At 75.0% G+C, this 15,726-nt stretch carries 17 protein-coding genes and 1 other RNA gene; 8 read left to right on the top strand and 10 right to left on the bottom strand.

Features of this window, described 5'->3' with window-relative positions; translation table 11 throughout:
• The first annotated feature begins 29 nt into the window (after positions 1–29).
• Positions 30–1,880, top strand: a complete 1,851-nt coding sequence (locus tag Q1A09_RS12790; RefSeq protein WP_299955460.1) for an NAD+ synthase — start codon at positions 30–32, stop codon at positions 1,878–1,880.
• Between the two features lie 31 nt (positions 1,881–1,911).
• Complete coding sequence (gene panB / locus Q1A09_RS12785; RefSeq protein ID WP_299955459.1) at positions 1,912–2,742, top strand: 3-methyl-2-oxobutanoate hydroxymethyltransferase; 831 nt, start codon at positions 1,912–1,914, stop codon at positions 2,740–2,742.
• 128 nt (positions 2,743–2,870) lie between these two features.
• Here panB and npdG read toward each other — a convergent pair whose 3' ends face one another.
• Together npdG and Q1A09_RS12775 are read right to left on the bottom strand one after the other, a co-directional pair.
• A complete protein-coding gene (npdG, locus tag Q1A09_RS12780; RefSeq protein ID WP_299955457.1) occupies positions 2,871–3,566 on the bottom strand; it encodes an NADPH-dependent F420 reductase in 696 nt (231 codons plus the stop codon).
• 91 nt (positions 3,567–3,657) lie between these two features.
• Positions 3,658–3,846: a hypothetical protein gene (locus Q1A09_RS12775; protein ID WP_222193388.1), complete on the bottom strand. Its 189-nt coding sequence runs from the start codon at positions 3,844–3,846 to the stop codon at positions 3,658–3,660.
• 150 nt (positions 3,847–3,996) lie between these two features.
• Here Q1A09_RS12775 and Q1A09_RS12770 point away from each other — a divergent pair, with 150 nt between their 5' ends.
• On the top strand, positions 3,997–5,163 hold the full coding sequence (locus Q1A09_RS12770) for a diguanylate cyclase (protein WP_299955455.1): 1,167 nt from the start codon (positions 3,997–3,999) through the stop codon (positions 5,161–5,163).
• A 61-nt stretch (positions 5,164–5,224) separates the two neighbouring features.
• Positions 5,225–6,547: a M24 family metallopeptidase gene (locus Q1A09_RS12765; protein WP_299955453.1), complete on the top strand. Its 1,323-nt coding sequence runs from the start codon at positions 5,225–5,227 to the stop codon at positions 6,545–6,547.
• On the opposite strand, the gene Q1A09_RS12760 is transcribed toward Q1A09_RS12765, so the two are convergent.
• Positions 6,531–7,325 carry a potassium channel family protein gene (locus Q1A09_RS12760; RefSeq protein WP_299955451.1) on the bottom strand — a complete coding sequence of 265 codons (795 nt, stop codon included), beginning with the start codon at positions 7,323–7,325 and terminating at the stop codon, positions 6,531–6,533. The two genes, Q1A09_RS12765 and Q1A09_RS12760, sit on opposite strands and share 17 nt — an antisense overlap.
• Positions 7,326–7,343: 18 nt before the next feature.
• On the bottom strand, positions 7,344–7,769 hold the full coding sequence (locus tag Q1A09_RS12755) for a ChaB family protein (protein WP_299955450.1): 426 nt from the start codon (positions 7,767–7,769) through the stop codon (positions 7,344–7,346).
• Positions 7,770–7,866: 97 nt separating this feature from the next.
• Here Q1A09_RS12755 and Q1A09_RS12750 point away from each other — a divergent pair, with 97 nt between their 5' ends.
• Entirely contained in the window at positions 7,867–8,889 is a 1,023-nt protein-coding gene (locus Q1A09_RS12750) for a LacI family DNA-binding transcriptional regulator (protein WP_299955448.1), read from the top strand.
• Positions 8,890–8,925: 36 nt separating this feature from the next.
• Here Q1A09_RS12750 and Q1A09_RS12745 read toward each other — a convergent pair whose 3' ends face one another.
• The 3 genes from Q1A09_RS12745 to Q1A09_RS12735 all read right to left on the bottom strand — a co-directional run bounded on the left by Q1A09_RS12745 (position 8,926) and on the right by Q1A09_RS12735 (position 10,704).
• Positions 8,926–9,150, bottom strand: coding sequence for a hypothetical protein (locus Q1A09_RS12745; RefSeq protein ID WP_299955446.1), 225 nt, complete (start codon positions 9,148–9,150; stop codon positions 8,926–8,928).
• A gap of 107 nt (positions 9,151–9,257) precedes the next feature.
• Entirely contained in the window at positions 9,258–9,515 is a 258-nt protein-coding gene (locus tag Q1A09_RS12740) for a DUF2795 domain-containing protein (RefSeq protein WP_299955445.1), read from the bottom strand.
• 61 nt (positions 9,516–9,576) lie between these two features.
• A complete protein-coding gene (locus Q1A09_RS12735; protein ID WP_299955443.1) occupies positions 9,577–10,704 on the bottom strand; it encodes a Vms1/Ankzf1 family peptidyl-tRNA hydrolase in 1,128 nt (375 codons plus the stop codon).
• Positions 10,705–10,924: 220 nt separating this feature from the next.
• On the opposite strand from Q1A09_RS12735, the gene Q1A09_RS12730 reads away from it, so the two are divergent.
• The gene (locus tag Q1A09_RS12730; RefSeq protein WP_299955441.1) at positions 10,925–11,260 is read left to right on the top strand and encodes a hypothetical protein; all 336 of its coding nucleotides are present in this window, start codon (positions 10,925–10,927) and stop codon (positions 11,258–11,260) included.
• A 116-nt stretch (positions 11,261–11,376) separates the two neighbouring features.
• Here Q1A09_RS12730 and Q1A09_RS12725 read toward each other — a convergent pair whose 3' ends face one another.
• A complete protein-coding gene (locus tag Q1A09_RS12725; protein WP_299955440.1) occupies positions 11,377–11,775 on the bottom strand; it encodes a YkvA family protein in 399 nt (132 codons plus the stop codon).
• A 179-nt stretch (positions 11,776–11,954) separates the two neighbouring features.
• Between Q1A09_RS12725 and Q1A09_RS12720 the strand changes: the two genes are divergently transcribed.
• Positions 11,955–14,204, top strand: a complete 2,250-nt coding sequence (locus Q1A09_RS12720) for a bifunctional diguanylate cyclase/phosphodiesterase (RefSeq protein WP_299955438.1) — start codon at positions 11,955–11,957, stop codon at positions 14,202–14,204.
• 105 nt (positions 14,205–14,309) lie between these two features.
• Positions 14,310–14,516, top strand: a complete 207-nt coding sequence (locus Q1A09_RS12715) for a hypothetical protein (RefSeq protein WP_299955436.1) — start codon at positions 14,310–14,312, stop codon at positions 14,514–14,516.
• A 47-nt stretch (positions 14,517–14,563) separates the two neighbouring features.
• On the opposite strand, the gene rnpB is transcribed toward Q1A09_RS12715, so the two are convergent.
• Together rnpB and Q1A09_RS12705 are read right to left on the bottom strand one after the other, a co-directional pair.
• Positions 14,564–14,964: RNase P RNA component class A (rnpB, locus tag Q1A09_RS12710), an RNA gene on the bottom strand.
• 29 nt (positions 14,965–14,993) lie between these two features.
• The gene (locus Q1A09_RS12705) at positions 14,994–15,722 is read right to left on the bottom strand and encodes a PIG-L deacetylase family protein (protein WP_299955434.1); all 729 of its coding nucleotides are present in this window, start codon (positions 15,720–15,722) and stop codon (positions 14,994–14,996) included.
• Positions 15,723–15,726: the final 4 nt, after the last annotated feature.

The raw sequence follows: 15,726 nt of genomic DNA, 5'->3' as shown, positions 1-15,726 counted from the left end.
ACCCGGGAGCGACGACCAGACTCTGGGCCGTGAGTGAGCAGCAGCGGACGGCGGAGTCGACACGGCAGCTGCGGGTCGCCCTGGCCCAGGTGGACACCCGGGTCGGCGACCTGGCGGGCAACGCGGAGCTGGTCGTCGACCGGACCCGGCAGGCCGCTGGGCGCGACGCGCACCTCGTGGTCTTCCCGGAGATGACCCTGACCGGCTACCCGGCCGAGGACCTGGTGCTGCGCGAGTCCTTCGCCCGGGCCAGTGAGCAGGCCCTGGTCGACCTGGCCGCCACCCTCGACGCCGAGGGCCTGGGCGGCACCGCCGTCGTCGTGGGCTACCTGGCGCACACCGAGGGCAGCGGTCCGGCGCCGGTGGACCAGGCACCGACCGACGCCGACGACTCCCCCGGCGACGCCAACCCCCGCCGCGGCGCACCGCGCAACGCCGCGGCGCTGCTGCACGGCGGCACCGTGGTGGCCCGCTACCACAAGCGACACCTGCCCAACTACGGCGTGTTCGACGAGGCGCGCTACTTCGTGCCGGGCACCGAGCTGCCGGTCGTCCGGCTGCACGGCGTCGACGTGGCACTGACCATCTGCGAGGACCTGTGGGTCGAGGGCGGCCCGTGCGGGGTCGCCGGGCAGGCCGGGGTCGACCTGGTCGTCTCCCCCAACGCCTCCCCCTACGAGCGGGCCAAGGACGACCTGCGGCTGCCGCTGGTCCGGCGCCGCGCCGCCGAGGCCCGGGCGACGATCGTCTACTGCAACCAGGTCGGCGGGCAGGACGAGCTGGTGTTCGACGGTGACTCGCTCGCCGTCTCCCCCAGCGGCGAGCTGCTGGCCCGCGCCTCCCAGTTCGTCGAGCACCTGCTGACCGTCGACCTGACGATCGACCCGACCTCCGTGCCCGACCGGCGGGAGGGCCGGCTCGGCCCCATGACGGTCACCCGGCACCTGGTCTCCGACGCCCCGGTCGCCCGCTACGAGCCGCGGCCGGGCACGGTCGCCGAGCCGCTGACCGACCTCGAGGAGGTCTGGCGGGCGCTGGTCCTGGGCCTGAAGGACTTCATCGACAAGAACGGCATGCCCTCGGTGGTGCTGGGGATGTCCGGCGGGATCGACTCCGCGCTGGTCGCCGCCCTCGCCGTGGACGCGCTCGGCGCCGACCGGGTGCACGGGGTCGGCCTGCCCAGCGAGTACTCCAGCGAGCACTCGCTCACCGATGCGGCGGACTCCGCCGAGCGGCTGGGCATGCACTACTCGGTCGTCCCGATCGCGCCGATGGTGGAGGCCTACCGCGGCTCGGTGGAGCTGACCGGGGTGGCCGCGGAGAACCTGCAGGCCCGGGTGCGCGGCACCCTGCTGATGGGGCTGTCCAACCAGCACGGCCACCTGCTGCTGGCCACCAGCAACAAGAGCGAGGTCGCCGTGGGCTACTCGACGCTCTACGGGGACGCCGCGGGTGGCTTCGCCCCGATCAAGGACGTGCTGAAGACCCTGGTCTGGGACCTCGCCCGCTGGCGCAACTCCTACGCCCGGGACCGCGGCCAGGTGGAGCCGATCCCGCAGAACTCGATCGACAAGCCGCCGTCGGCCGAGCTCGCCCCCGGCCAGCAGGACAGCGACTCGCTGCCCTCCTACGAGGAGCTGGACGCCGTCATCGCCGACTACGTGGACCGCGACCTCGGCCTGGCCGAGCTGCTCGAGCGCGGCCACGACCCGGCGGTGGTGGCCCGGGTGCTGCGGCTGGTCGACCTGGCCGAGTTCAAGCGCCGTCAGTCCGCGCCCGGCACCAAGATCTCGTTGAAGGCCTTCGGCCGGGACCGCCGGCTGCCGATCACCAACCGCTGGCGGGAGACCCCGCCCAGCGTCCGCGACGGGGCGTCGTGACCGCGGTCGCGAGCCCAGCAGGGAGCAGAGCATGACCGAGTCGGTGCTCTACGGCGGCACCTCGACCGCCCGGGTCCGCATCCACCACCTGCGCCAGGCCAAGGAGCGGGGCGAGAAGTGGGCGATGCTCACTGCCTACGACACCTACGCAGCAGCGGTGTTCGAGGAGGCCGGCATCCCGGTGCTGCTGGTCGGTGACTCCGCCGGCAACGTCGTCCTGGGCCAGACCTCCACCGTCGCGGTGACGGTGGAGGACCTGCTGCTGATGACCAAGGCGGTCACCCGCTCGACGACGCGGGCGCTGATCGTCGCCGACCTGCCCTTCGGCAGCTACGAGTCCGGTCCGCAGCAGGCCTTCGACACCGCGGTGCGGATGATGAAGGAGGGCGGCGCGCAGGCGGTCAAGCTGGAGGGCGGCGTCCGGGTGGCCCCGCAGATCCGGGCGCTGACCCAGGCCGGCATCCCGGTGATGGCGCACATCGGCTTCACCCCGCAGAGCGAGCACGCCCTCGGCGGGTTCCGGGTGCAGGGCCGGGGCGCGGGCGCCGAGCAGCTGCTCGCCGACGCGCACGCGGTCCAGGAGGCCGGCGCGTTCGCCGTGGTCATGGAGATGGTGCCGGCCGGGATCGCCGGGCAGGTGACCAAGGAGCTGGCCATCCCGACGATCGGCATCGGCGCGGGAGCCGACTGCGACGCCCAGGTGCTGGTCTGGCCGGACATGGCCGGGATGACCGCCGGCCGGGTGCCGAAGTTCGTGAAGAAGTACGCCGACCTGCGCGGTGAGCTGCTGCGCGCCGCCCAGGAGTACGCCACCGAGGTCCGCGAGGGCACGTTCCCGACCACCGAGCACTCGTTCGAGTAGCGATCCTCCGGATCGCACCGCGGCCAGGTGCCGTCCCGGGTGCCGCTGAGCCGCTCCGTCCGTCCTGCCTTCGGTGATGTGCGTCTGAGGTGCGTGTTGCTCCCGGGAGCTGCCTCAGACGCGCATGCTCACACGTCGGTGATGCGGATGCCTGCGTGGGCCTTGTAGCGGCGGTTGACCGAGACCAGGTTGATCGTGAGCGCCTCGACCTGGCGGGCGTTGCGCAGCCGGCCGGCGTAGACGCCGCGCATCCCGGGCAGCCGCCCGGCCAGCGCCTGCACGACGTCGGTGGCCTCGCGGACGTCGCCGACGACCATGACGTCGCCCTCCAGGGTGGGCGTGGAGAGGTCCTCCAGCGTCACCGCCGACAGGTGGTGGAAGGCGCCGACGACGGAGCTGTCCGGGAGCAGCACGGCGGCCTGCTGGCAGACGCTGCCCTCGGCGACGTCCAGCACGTAGGCGCCGAGCTCGTCCCAGCCCATCGGCACCACGCAGTCGACGACGACCTTGCCGGCCAGCGGGGTGGCGAGCTCCGCGAGGGTGTCGGCGTGCCCGGCGTAGGGAACGGCGATGATCACCAGGTCGGCGGCACCGGCGACGTCGGTGTTGGATCCGCCCCGCACCGACACCTCGACCCCGCCGGCCGCCGCGCCGGCCCGGACGGCGACCTCGGCCGCCACCTGCTCGGCGCGCTCGGCGTCCCGGGAACCGAGCAGCACCCGCTGCCCGGCGGCGGCCAGCCGCACCGCGAGCCCACGGCCCTGCGGCCCGGTGCCCCCGAGCACGCCGACCACGAGGTCCTCCACCGCACGTCCGTCCGTCACGACCCCTCCAGTCCCTCGGGCGCCCTGCCGGACGCTCCCCCGAGGATCATGCCCCGACCGTCGCGACCCGGCCGATCGGGCCGGTCGCGGGTCAGCGCCGGCCCTCCTCCCACGCCTCGTCGGCGGCGTCCTGCTGCTCGTTGCGCTCGGCGACCTTCTCCAGCGCGGACTCGGCCTCGGCACGGGTGGCGTACGGGCCGAGGCGGTGGCGCTCGGCGCAGCCGTCCCGGTCCTCGACGGTGTGGTGCTTCAGGCAGAAGAACCAGGGCCCCTGGGTCAACGTCGCTCTCCTTCCGGATGGGTGCACGTGCGCCGTCCAGCCTGGCACCCGGCGGGCCGGCACGCCCCTCCTGTCACAGCGGCACCAACGGAGCTGCGGGTTCCGGAAATGGCGCGCCCCAGCCGGTTATGCCAGCGGCCGGGCTGCGGCATGCTGCTGCGCATGGTGGGGGCGCGACGGCCCGGTACGGGTCACCGGCACCGCGAGCGGTCCAGGCCGGTCGACGACCTGCCGCGCCCCGAGCGGGGTGGCGAGCACCGCCTGGTCGCCTGGTGCCTGGCCGCGCTGTTCTGCGCCGGCGCCGCGCTGGGCTCGATCAACCTGCTCGTCGACGGCGCGCTGCGGGACTCGGTGAGCCGCCCGCTCTACGCCGGCGCGCTGGGCGCCTGCCTGCTCATCGCCCTGGCGCTGGTCGTCCGGCAGCGCGCCGGGGAGACGCTCACCGCCGTCCTGGTGCTGCTCGGTGACGCCACCTACGTGCTGCTGGCCTGGGCCACCGGCGACCCGCTGCGGCACGCGCCGCCGCTGATGCTGCTGTTCTGCTGCTTCATGGCCGCCTGGTTCCTGGGCGCCCGGGCGCTGGCCGCGCACATGCTGGCGGTGGTCGCCGCCTGCTGGGTGGCCCTGGCCGGCAGCTACCCGGGCACCCCCTCGCTGCTGGTGCACGTGGCGGTCAGCGCCCTGACCCTCGACGTCGCGACGCTGGGGGTGTTCCTGCTGCGCCGCCGGGTGCAGCGGCTGCTCGCGGTCACCCAGGAGATGTCCTCCACCGACCCGCTGACCGGGCTGGCCAACCGCCGCTCGCTGGTCGACCAGGCCCCGCGCATCTGGCGCCAGGCCCGCCGCGACGGCCTGCGGGTGGGCGCCCTGGTGCTCGACCTGGACCACTTCAAGCGGCTCAACGACGAGTTCGGGCACGCCGTGGGCGACGCGGTGCTGCGCGGTGTCGGCTCGGCGCTGGCGGCGTCGGTGCGCCCACCGGACGTGCTGGCCCGCACCGGCGGGGAGGAGCTGGTTGTGCTCGGCCTGGTCGCCGACCCCAGTGAGGCGCGGCGGCTGGCCGAGCGGCTCCGGCTGGCGGTCAAGGGCAGCGTGGTCGGCCAGCACCAGGTGACCGTCTCGATCGGGGTGGCCCTGACCGGCCCGGCGGACGGCGAGGACCCCACCGACGCCCTGTGGCGGCTGGTCGACCGGGCCGACGCGGCGATGTACCAGGCCAAGCAGGGCGGCCGTGACCGGGTCGTGGTGGCCGGCGGCACGGTCGTCCCGTTCCGCAGGATCGGCAGCTCCCACCCGACCGCCGGGGGCATGGCCTGACCGGCCGGCCCCCGCGGGCGCACTCCGAGCAGGACGGCGGCCGGTCTGCTTTCCTGCCTGCATGACCGTGATCGCCGAGCGCGCCACCCCGGACCCCACCCGCACGGTGCCCCTCCCCCTCCGGGACCAGGCCGACGTCCGCGACCGCTGGCTGACCCAGCGGCTGCTGGACCTCCTGCCCGGGCTGATGGACCGGGCCGGGATCGACCTGTGGGTGGTCATCGGCCGGGAGTACAACGAGGACCCGGTGCTCCCGACGCTGCTGCCGGCGACCTGGCTGTCGGCCCGGCGGCGCACGATCCTGATGTTCCACCGCAGCGACGACGGCGTCACCGCGGTCGCCGTCTCCCGGTACCCGGTCGGGCAGTTCCTCCCCGCCTGGGAGGCCGACGACCAGCAGGGGCTCTCCGCGGAGGACGCGCAGTGGGCGGCGGTCCGCCGGTTCGTGGACCAGGCCGCGCCGCGCACCATCGGCGTCGACGTCTCCCGGGTGTTCGCCCACGCCGACGGGCTCTCCCACACCGAGCACCAGCTGCTGGTCGGGGCCCTGGGGCCGCACGCGGAGAAGCTGGTCTCGGCCGAGGCGCTGGCGGTCGGCTGGCTGGAGACCCGGCTGCCGGAGGAGATCGGCGCGCTGCACGCGATGAACCGGCTGGTGCACGAGGTGATCGACGAGGCCTTCTCCCCCGCCGTGATCACCGTCGGGGAGACCACCGCCCTGGACGTCGCCTGGTGGATCCGGCAGCGCTTCGCCGACCTCGGCGTCGACCCGTGGTTCCAGCCCACCGTCGGGCTGCAGCGCGCCGGCAGCCCGCTGGCCGACGAGCGCGGCACCGTGCTGCCCGGCGTGCCCTACGACGCCGTCGTGCAGCCCGGCGACCTGGTGCACTGCGACGTGGGCCTGTCCAGCCTGGGCCTGATGACCGACACCCAGCGCAACGCCTACGTGCTGCGCCCGGGTGAGACGGCCGCGCCGGCCGGGCTGGTCGCCGCCTTGGGCGTCGGCAATCGCATGCAGGACCTGACCACCGCGGAACTGCGCCCCGGCCGCACCGGGGACGAGGTGCTGGCCGCGGCCCGCGCCGCCGCGGCCGCCGCCGGGATCGACGGCGACGTCTACTCCCACCCGGTCGGCGTGCACGGCCACGGGGCGGGCCCGGCGATCGGCATGTGGGACCAGCAGGACGGCGTCCCCGGCGCGGGACAGGCCCCCGTGCACCTGGACACCGTCTACGCCCTCGAGCTGTGCGTGCGGGTGCCGGTGCCCGAGTGGGGCGGTCAGCTGGTCCGGATGGCGCTGGAGCAGGGCATCGCGCTCACCGCGGCCGGGGTGGAGTACCTGGACCGGCGGCAGACCGAGCTGATCCTCATCCCGTCGGCCTGACCCCAGCGGCCGGGGCCGGGGCCGGGGCGGTGGGCCCGTCCCCGGCCAGCTCGGCGCGCAGCCGGCGCACCTCCTCGGCCAGCGCGCGCACCTCGGCGCGCATCGCCTCGTCGGCAGCGGCGTCCGCGGCGTCGTCCTCGGCCCGGGCGGCGTCGGCGACCCGGCCCACGAACCAGGAGGCGACCGCGGCGGTGACCACACCGAGCAGGGCGATGCCCCCGACCATGAGCAGCCCGGCGACCAGCCGGCCCTCGGTGGTGACCGGGTACTCGTCGCCGTAGCCGACCGTGGTGATCGTGGTCAGCGCCCACCACAGGGCGTCGCCGTAGCTGGTGATCTGCGCGTCCGGGGCGCCGCGTTCGGCGTCGTAGGCGGCCAGGGAGGCCATGAAGACGACCAGCGAGGCGGTGAGGGTGACGTAGGCGGCGACCCGGCCGTGCAGGGTGACGGTGAGCCGGCGGTCGAGCACCCGGGCGACCCGTACCAGGCTGACGATGCGCAGCGGCCGCAGCAGGGGCAGCAGCACCGCGACGCCGTCCACCCAGTTCTGCCGGACGAACCGCCAGCGCTGCTCGGCGAGCGCCAGCCGCAGCAGGTAGTCGGCCAGGAACACCGGCCAGGTCACCAGCGTGACCAGCGCGAGGGCGCTCCGGAGCCAGCCGGGCAGGTCCGGCCGCAACACTCCCCAGGCGTAGGCCGCCACGAACAGCAGCGCCAGCACCACCAGCGGCCACTGGCTGACCTCTTCGTAGCGCCGGCGCAGGTCCTCCCGAGTCACCCGGTCAGTCTGGCCGGGTCACTTCCCGCGGGCCTCGGCGGTCTTCCGGTCGTTCGACTTCTGCAGCGCGTCGGCCAGCTCCTCCTTGTCCATCGTCGAGCGACCCTCGATGCCGGCGTCCTTGGCGAGGTCGTAGAGGTGGGCCTTGGAGGCGTTGGCGTCGACCCCGCCCTTGCTGTCCAGATCGGTGTCGGCGTTGCCCTCGGCCGACTGCTGGTCGCTGGGCCCCTCGTGGTCCTTGGGCTCCCAGTGGTCGCCCACCTTCTCGTGGGTGTGCTTGACCGCGCCCCACGCGACCCGGTTGGCCCGCTGCTCGTCGCCGTACTCCTCGGCGGCCGAGTCGTGGGCCTTGGCGAACGTGCGCTGGGCCTTCTCGTCCGAGCGCTGCAGGGTGCTGGGGATCTCGTCCTGCTTCGCGTCGCCGCTCTTCGTCGTCTTCGGCATGGTGGCTCCTCTCGTCGCGCCCGGGTCTACCCAGCGGGCACGCGCACCATGCGCTGCGTGCTCGCGCCCTAGGCTGTCGGCGGATGAGGAGGACCCAGTGACCGACACCCCGGCCCGCGGCGTCACGATCGCGACCATCGCCGCGGAGGCCGGGGTCTCCGTGCCGACGGTCTCCCGCGTGCTCAACGGCCGCTCCGACGTCGCCCCGCACACCCGGGAACGGGTGGAGCAGCTGCTGCGTGACCACGGTTACCGCCGCCGGGGCGGCCGGACGAGCACCACCGCGCGGCTGATCGACCTGGTCTTCAACGACCTGGACAGCCCGTGGGCGGTGGAGATCATCCGGGGCGTCGAGGACGCCGCCCACGCCGAGGGGGTGGGCACGGTGGTCACCGCCACCCACCGCCGGGCCAGCGACACCCGCAGCTGGCTGGACAACCTGGCCGGCCGGGCCAGCGACGGCGCCATCCTGGTGACCAACGAGGTCGACCCGACGCTGGCCGCGGAGCTGCGCCGGCTGCACGTCCCGGCGGTGGTCATCGACCCGGCCGGCGTCCCGGCGATGGACGTGCCCACGATCGGGGCGACCAACTGGGCCGGCGGGCTCAGCGCCACCGAGCACCTGATCGGGCTCGGGCACCGGCGGATCGGCGTGATCGCCGGCATCCCGGCCCTGCTGGCCAGCCGCGCCCGGCTGGACGGGCACCGCGCCGCGGTGGAGGCGGCCGGGCTCACCGTCGACCCGGAACTGCTGCTCGTCGGCGACTTCGAGCACGAGTCGGGGTTCCGGCTCGGCGCCGAGCTGCTGGCCCACCCCGAGCCGCCGACGGCGATCGTCGCGGCGAACGACCAGATGGCGCTGGGCGCCTACGAGGCGGTGCGGCAGCGGGGTCTTCGGGTACCGGAGGACGTCAGCATCGTGGGCTTCGACGACCTGCCGGGTGCCCGCTGGTCCTCTCCCCCGCTGACCACGGTGCACCAGCCGCTGTCGGAGATGGGCGCGCTGGCCGCGCGCACCGTGCTGCGGCTGGTCCGTGGCGAGGAGCTGGAGGTGCCGCGGCTGGAGCTGGCCACGGCGCTGGTGGTCCGGGAGAGCACCGCACCGCCCCGGGGGCGCTGAGCCCCCGGGGCGGTGCGGGTCGGTCGGCGGTGCGGGTCAGTCGGCGGTGTCGGAGGACTGCCGGTGACCACCCTGCGCGTCGTCCGGGTCGGCGTGCACGGTGCGCTCCTCGGACTCGGCCAGGATGACCGCGGCCTGCTTCTCCGGGTCGGCGCTCGGCCCGCTGGAGCGCTCCTCGGGCAGCAGCTGCGCCCGGGTCTCGACGTTGTGCTCGGTGACGTTGGCGATCGCCTCGGGCGAGGGGTCCTTCATGTCGGGCATGAGGTCCCCCTTACCCCGGGAGCGATGGACGACACCGCGCCCCGCTGGCCCCTTGCAGGGTCCCGCCACGAGCTCGCGAGTGGTGGGGGGGGCAAGGGGGTCCTTCGTCAGAAGCGCTGCTGCTCGGTGCCGATGCCCAGGGCCTCGGCGACGTCCTGCACGTTGGCGAACTGGGCGTGCGCCGGCAGCCGGTTCAGCGAGGCGAGGACGCGGTCGGGGGCGTTGGACTCCTGGGCCTTGGCGACGAGGGCGTCCTTGTCGGCCGGCCACACCTCCTTGCCCAGCGCCTCGGCGATGGCGCCCCGCTGCTCGATGTCGGCCGGGTCGGTGCCCGGCGGGGTGGCGGCCTGGTGGGGGTCGGTCATGGTGGTGCTCCGTTCTGTCCAGTGGCCGCATCGCGGCCGGTGGGATGGGTGCCGACCGGGGTCAGCTGGGCGTCGAGTCGTCGGTGTAGCGGAGGACCGCGGCCACCGGGATGTCACCGGGCATCGCGGTGCGGGGCACGACGACGACCGCAGCGTCGCTGCCGACCGCAGCGCGCAGCAGCGCCTGGTCGGCCGGGACGCGCTGGGCGTCGCCGACCCCGAGGGCGGCCATGTCGTCGGCACCCACCCCGACCTGCAGCGGGTCGGAGCCGACGAACAGCTGCTCGTCGTCGAGCTGGTCGGCCAGCACCAGCGTCTCGACCTGGGCCTTGCGCAGCGCCTCGACGACCAGCGCCGTCCCGGTCACGGCGAGGCCGTGCGCGGAGGCTGCCTGCACCTGCTCGACCACACGGGCCTGCTCGTGGGCCTCGTGCTCGGCGACCAGCTCGACGGCGCGCTGCTCGACGACCTCCCGGTCGGCGCCGGCGGCCCGGCCGCCCTCCTCGATCGAGACGAGGACGTCGCCGACCTCCTTGCTGGCCTTGTCGCTGATCAGCTGGCGGGCCCGCACGTCACCGGCGAGCAGGACGAACTGCGCCGCGTCCCGGGTGACCAGCGAGTGGAGCTCGCCCGCCACGCTGTCGGCGTTCTCCTCCCACTGGTTCTCCGCGGTGTGCATGTAGGTGTTGTGCGCCCAGCCGCCGACCTTCACCTTGCGGGCGTGGAAGCCGTCGCCCTCGATGGTGTCCTGGTCCTCGGGGTGGTCGGCGAGGGTGGCCACCGCGACGTCGGCGCCGATCCGGTCGGCGAAGACGACCACGTGCGGCACCCGGCCGGCGAGCTGGCGCAGCACCGGCATCAGGTCCGGGGCGGGCGACCAGCGGGCGACGGGGTCGCGCGGCGCGTCGGCGAGGACCTCGTCCAGCACCACCGAGCCGTCGGCGGCCACGACGAGCGCGCGACCGCGGAGGGTGGCCAGCTGACCGCCGTCGTTGGTCTGCAGGAGACGCTCGCGCACCGCGTCGACGACCTGGGCCGGCGCGCCCTGCTCGGTCAGCTGCTCGCCCACCGCGCGGACCCGGAGACCCACCTCGGTGTCGGCGTTCTCGGTGTTGTGCGTGATGTCGGCGCAGACCGTGGCGTAGGGGCCGGAGGCTGCGAAGACCGGCTGCAGGAAGGTCACGTCCATGGGACGGGGAGCTCCTTCGTGTGTTCGGGAGTACGGGCGGGGCCGTGGCTGGGCCCCGGACGGTGCGTCGTCGCGGCCTACCCACGCCGGCGACCCGTTCACACCCGTGTGTCATCCCGCGCCGCCCGGGTAGCAGAAGGACCCTCCTGCCCCCCACCACTCGCCAGCTCGCGGCGGGACCCTGCAGGAGGGCCGAGAAGCACAACAGGAAGGAGCCGGGATGCCCGAGCACGAGACCCTCCCGCTGCCCGACTACGACCACCTGCCCGTGGGGAGCCTCACCTCCCGCATCCGCACGCTGGACGTCGACGACCTGCGGACGTTGCTGAGCTACGAGAAGGCCCACGCCAACCGCATCCAGGTGGTGCAGGCGATGGACCACCGGCTCGGCCAGCTGTCGGCGGGCGCGCAGCCCTCCGGTGGCGACCCGGCCGGCACCCAGCCGGAGCAGGCCCCCGCACCGTCCGGTGGCTCGGCCGTCTCCGAGGCGACCACCGGCCCGAAGATCAACCCGCCGTCGCAGGGCGACCCGACCAACCCGGCGCAGCCCCGCTGAGGTCCGGTCGGTCCGGCCCGGCGGCGTCGTGATGCCGCCGGGCCGCACGCTGCTCGACGTCGCGCGCCGGCGCCCGGCAGGCCAGCTCGGCCCGCCGGGCGCCGGCGCCTCGTCGATCAGGGTGCGGCGGCAGGGCCCAGCAGCCGCTCCAGCAGCCGGTGGTCCCCCGGCCAGGCAGCCAGCAGCACGTCCCGCGGGACCCGGCGGCCGGCGTAGCGCAGGGCCAGCGCCACCACCACGACGTCGTCCAGCGGACCGATCACCGGCAGGAACTCGGGGATCAGGTCGACCGGGGAGAGCACCCACAGCCCGGCGACGAGCAGCGCCGCCCTCGCCCGCCGCGGCACCGCCGGATGCCGGCGCAGCCGCCGGACCGCGGTCACCGAGTCCGGGAGGAACCGGGCGAGGTCCCGGGCCGTGCCCGGCGGCAGCCGGCGGGCCAGCAGCACGAGCACCGACCAGCTCAGCAGCACCCCGACGGCGACCACGGCCAGACCGCGCCACCAGGCGTCCACGGCACCATCCTGGCGCAGTCGGAGCTCCGGACGAGGTGCAGGTGGCGGGGCTCCGGCGGTCCGGAGCGCACCGAGGGGCCGGGTCGGCTCCCGTCCCGCGGCCGTGCCCGGAGCGCTCCATCGGGTGAATCCCCCGGATCCCGCTCCACTCCGCCGCCAGGGCACCCGATGACTGCTGCATGCCCGCCGCCCGCAGCCCGCAGCTCCTCACCGGGATGCCGCGTGGGCTGGTCTGCACCGTCGGCGTCCTGGCCGGCGCCCAGGTCGCGCTGGCGCTCTCCCCTGGCCGCGAGCTCGCCGGCGGGGTGGTGCTGCTGGTCCTCGCACTCACCCTCCAGCTCGCCGTTGCCGCACTGCTGGTCTGGCGGGTGCGCCGAGGCGGTGCCGACCGCTCGCTGTGGCAGCGCCTGGCCGTCGCCGCCGGGCTGGTTGCCGCCGGGCTGGCCACCTCCGCCGTGCTCACCGCCGCCCACGGTGCCGGCACCGCCACCACCGTGCCGCTGGCCGTCGCCCACCTCGCTGCGTTCCCGCTCGTCTACGGCGGGATGGTGCTCTGGAACCGGGACAGCACGGCCGTCGCCGACCCGAGCGACACCCTGCTCGGTGCCGCCGCGGTACTGGCCGTCGTCGCCGTCACCGACACCGTGCTCGGCCACGTCGGCGGCCTGACCACGGCCTCCTGGTGGCAGGTGCAGCCGGCGCTGATGCAGACGGCCGCCGGCCTCGTGCTGCTGGGGACGGCCGCGACCGTGCCCTTCATCTCCGGGATGTCCCGCGACCCGCGCGCCTGGTGGCTGACGGCGGCGCTGGCCGCCCAGGTGACCGCCGGCGCGGCCGTCGCCGCGGGCCACCCACAGGGCTGGGCGGCGGCCGCCGTCGGGGCCTGCTGCCTCAGCGTGGCCGCCGTCCTCCGGAGCACTCCGGTCCCCCGGACGACGACCGACCCCTCGACCACGACCATCGGCGCCTTCGTGGTGCTCGTCGCCTCGACCGTGGTGCTGGTGGTGCTCGCGCTCTGCGACGCCGGGCCCACCGCGGCCTGGTGCGGTGGCATCGCCGCGACCGGTTCCGGCATCCGGCTGCTGCTCAACGTGCGCGATCTCGCCCAGCTGACCCAGAGCCGCCGGGAGGCGCTCACCGACGACCTCACCGGCCTGGCCAACCGCCGGGCCGTGCTCCGCCGGGTGGAGGAGCTGTGCGCCCAGGGCACCCCGCTGGCGGTCGGCGTGCTGGACCTGGACAAGTTCAAGGAGGTCAACGACGGCCTCGGCCACTCCGCCGGCGACGACCTGCTGCGCCTGGTGGCCCAGCGGCTGCAGCAGGTGCTCGGCACCGACGACGCGCTCGGCCGGCTGGGCGGCGACGAGTTCGCCCTCATCGCCACGGTGTCCCCCGGTGGCTCGCCCGCCGAACGCGCCGCTGCCCTGGGCCGGGAGCTGCAGCACTGCATGGCTGCGCCGTTCGAGGTCGGCGGGCTGACCGTGCACGTGGCGCTCAGCCTCGGGCTGACCTGCCACGCCGGCGCCCCCGTGCCACCGGAGGCGCTGCTCCGCCAGGCCGACGCCGCGATGTACGACGCCAAGCGGTCGGGCAGCCGGGTCGTGCACTACGAGGCCGACCGGCACGGGGACAGCAGCGGCCGGCTGGCCCTGGTCGAGGAGCTGCGGGCCGGGGTGGTCGGCGGTGAGCTCGTGCTGCACCACCAGCCGCAGGTCGACGTGGCGACCGGACGCACCGTGGGCGTCGAGGCGCTCGTCCGCTGGCAGCACCCCACCCGCGGGCTGCTGCAGCCCGGCGACTTCCTGCCGCTGGCCGAGGTGCACGGGCTGATGGGCCCGCTGACCAACGAGGTGCTGGCCCAGGCCGTCGCCCAGGCAGCGGTCTGGCACCGGGCCGGCCGGGACCTGCGGGTCTCGGTGAACCTGTCGGCCAGCAACCTGCTCGACACCGGCCTGCCCCAGCGGGTCGCCGAGCTGCTGCGCGTCCACGACCTGCCGTCGTCCGCCCTCGTGCTCGAGGTGACCGAGACGGTGCTGCTCAGCGATCCCGACCGCAGCCTCGCCGTTGTCGCGGCGCTGGCCGACCTCGGGGCGACGGTGAGCATCGACGACTTCGGCACCGGCTACGCGTCGCTGACCTACCTGCACCGGCTGCCGGTGGCCGAGCTCAAGCTGGACCGGTCGTTCACCGCCGACCTGCTCACCGACGACCGCGCGGCGGCGATCGTGGCCAGCACCATCCGGCTGGCGCACCAGCTGGGGCTGCGGGTGGTCGCCGAGGGCGTCGAGGACCCCGCCACCCTGGTGCACCTGCGTGCGCTGGAGTGCGACGAGAGCCAGGGCTACCTGCACTCCCCACCGCTGCCGGCCGCCGAGCTGGAGGCCTGGCTCGCCGTCCGCGAGCGGCTGCGCGCCGGCGTCCGGGCCTGACACCACCGGGGCCCTGGCGCCGGGTGGGACGGGAGGGACGAACTCGAGACGACACGGTGCCGGAACCTGCCGGACGACGGTGGACGGACTGCCTACCGTCCGTCCATGCCCGAGCGCCGCCTTCCCCCGGTCCCCGACTCCACCGCCCGCCTGCACCAGTTGCGGCTGATCGCCGCCGCGCGGGTCAGCGCCTGCCGCACGACGTCCCGGCAGCAGGTGAGCGACATCGTCCGGGTCACGGTGGACGACGAGGTGGACACCCGCACGTTCCGGGCGATCGTGGACGACGTCGCCGGCGACTCGCTGCGCTGACGGGAACGCCGCACCGCGGGCTGGCGGCCCGGGTGCGACGGGGGCGACGGACGAGTCGGCCTGTACGCCGGGTTCTGTCCCCGGGCGCCTCGCGGCGTCCCGATGGGCGGTCATCCATCTAGGCCTGCCGTTGCCGGCAGGCTCGAGCGGTCCACCCGCAGGCTCGGGCGGGCAGCCCTCGATCGCCTGCGCAGGACGACGGCGGGCCGCCGTCCCTTTTCGACCTTGCTCCGGGTGGGGTTTACCGAGCCACACCGGTCACCCGGTGTGCGGTGGTCTCTTACACCGCCGTTTCACCCTTACCAGTGCGAGCACTGGCGGTCTGTTCTCTGTGGCACTTTCCCGCGGGTCACCCCGGGTCGCTGTTGACGACCACCCTGCCCTGTGGAGCCCGGACGTTCCTCGGCGGCAGGGTCTCCCCCACCGACGCGACCGCCCAGCCGACTCGTCCGTCGTGCCGGGCAGCCTACCTGGCGGTCATCCCCAGAACAGCCGGAAGCCCACCCGGCGGTCGCCGTCCTCGGTCAGCGTCGCCATGTCGACCTGTCGACGGGCCTGCTCCTCGACCGGGTCGTCGGACAGCGCCGCCAGGTACCGGCGGTGCTCGGTGAGCGAGGCGACCGCGGTCTCGACCGCATCGCCGACGTCGACGACGTGCGGCGCCGGCCGCTCGACGGTGTGGACGGCGACGTACTCCACGCCCGACCACGGCGTCTCCGCCAGGTCGGGGAAGATCCACTCGTTGGCCGCGTCGGCCACCGCATCGAGGACCGACCGGCTGAGCGCCCGGTGGTCGGGGCTGTTGAGCGCCCCCGGCGACACCGCCGGCGGGGTCCAGGTGTCCCCGCCCCACGTGGTGACCACCAGGTCCGGGCGGTGCCGGCGGATCGCCGCGGCCAGGTCCCGGCGCAGCTCGAGGTCGGCGACCAGGACGCCGTCCCGGTGGTCGAGGAACTCCACCTCCGACACACCCACCACGGCTGCGGACCGCCGCTCCTCGTCCTCCCGGAGCGGGCCGGCCTCGGTGGGCGGCAGCCCGGCGATGCCCGCCTCGCCGCGGGTCGCCAGCAGGTAGTGCACCTCCTTGCCGGCCGCCGTCCACGCCGCGACCGCCGCCGCCGCGCCGTACTCGATGTCGTCCGGATGTGCCGCCACGACCAGCGCGCGGTGCCAGTCGTCGGGGAACGGGAGCGAGTCGGTGGCCATGCCC

It is taken from the genome of uncultured Modestobacter sp., from assembly GCF_947486615.1.
Classification (GTDB): domain Bacteria; phylum Actinomycetota; class Actinomycetes; order Mycobacteriales; family Geodermatophilaceae; genus Modestobacter.
This window is presented reverse-complemented; position numbering and strand designations above follow the sequence as displayed.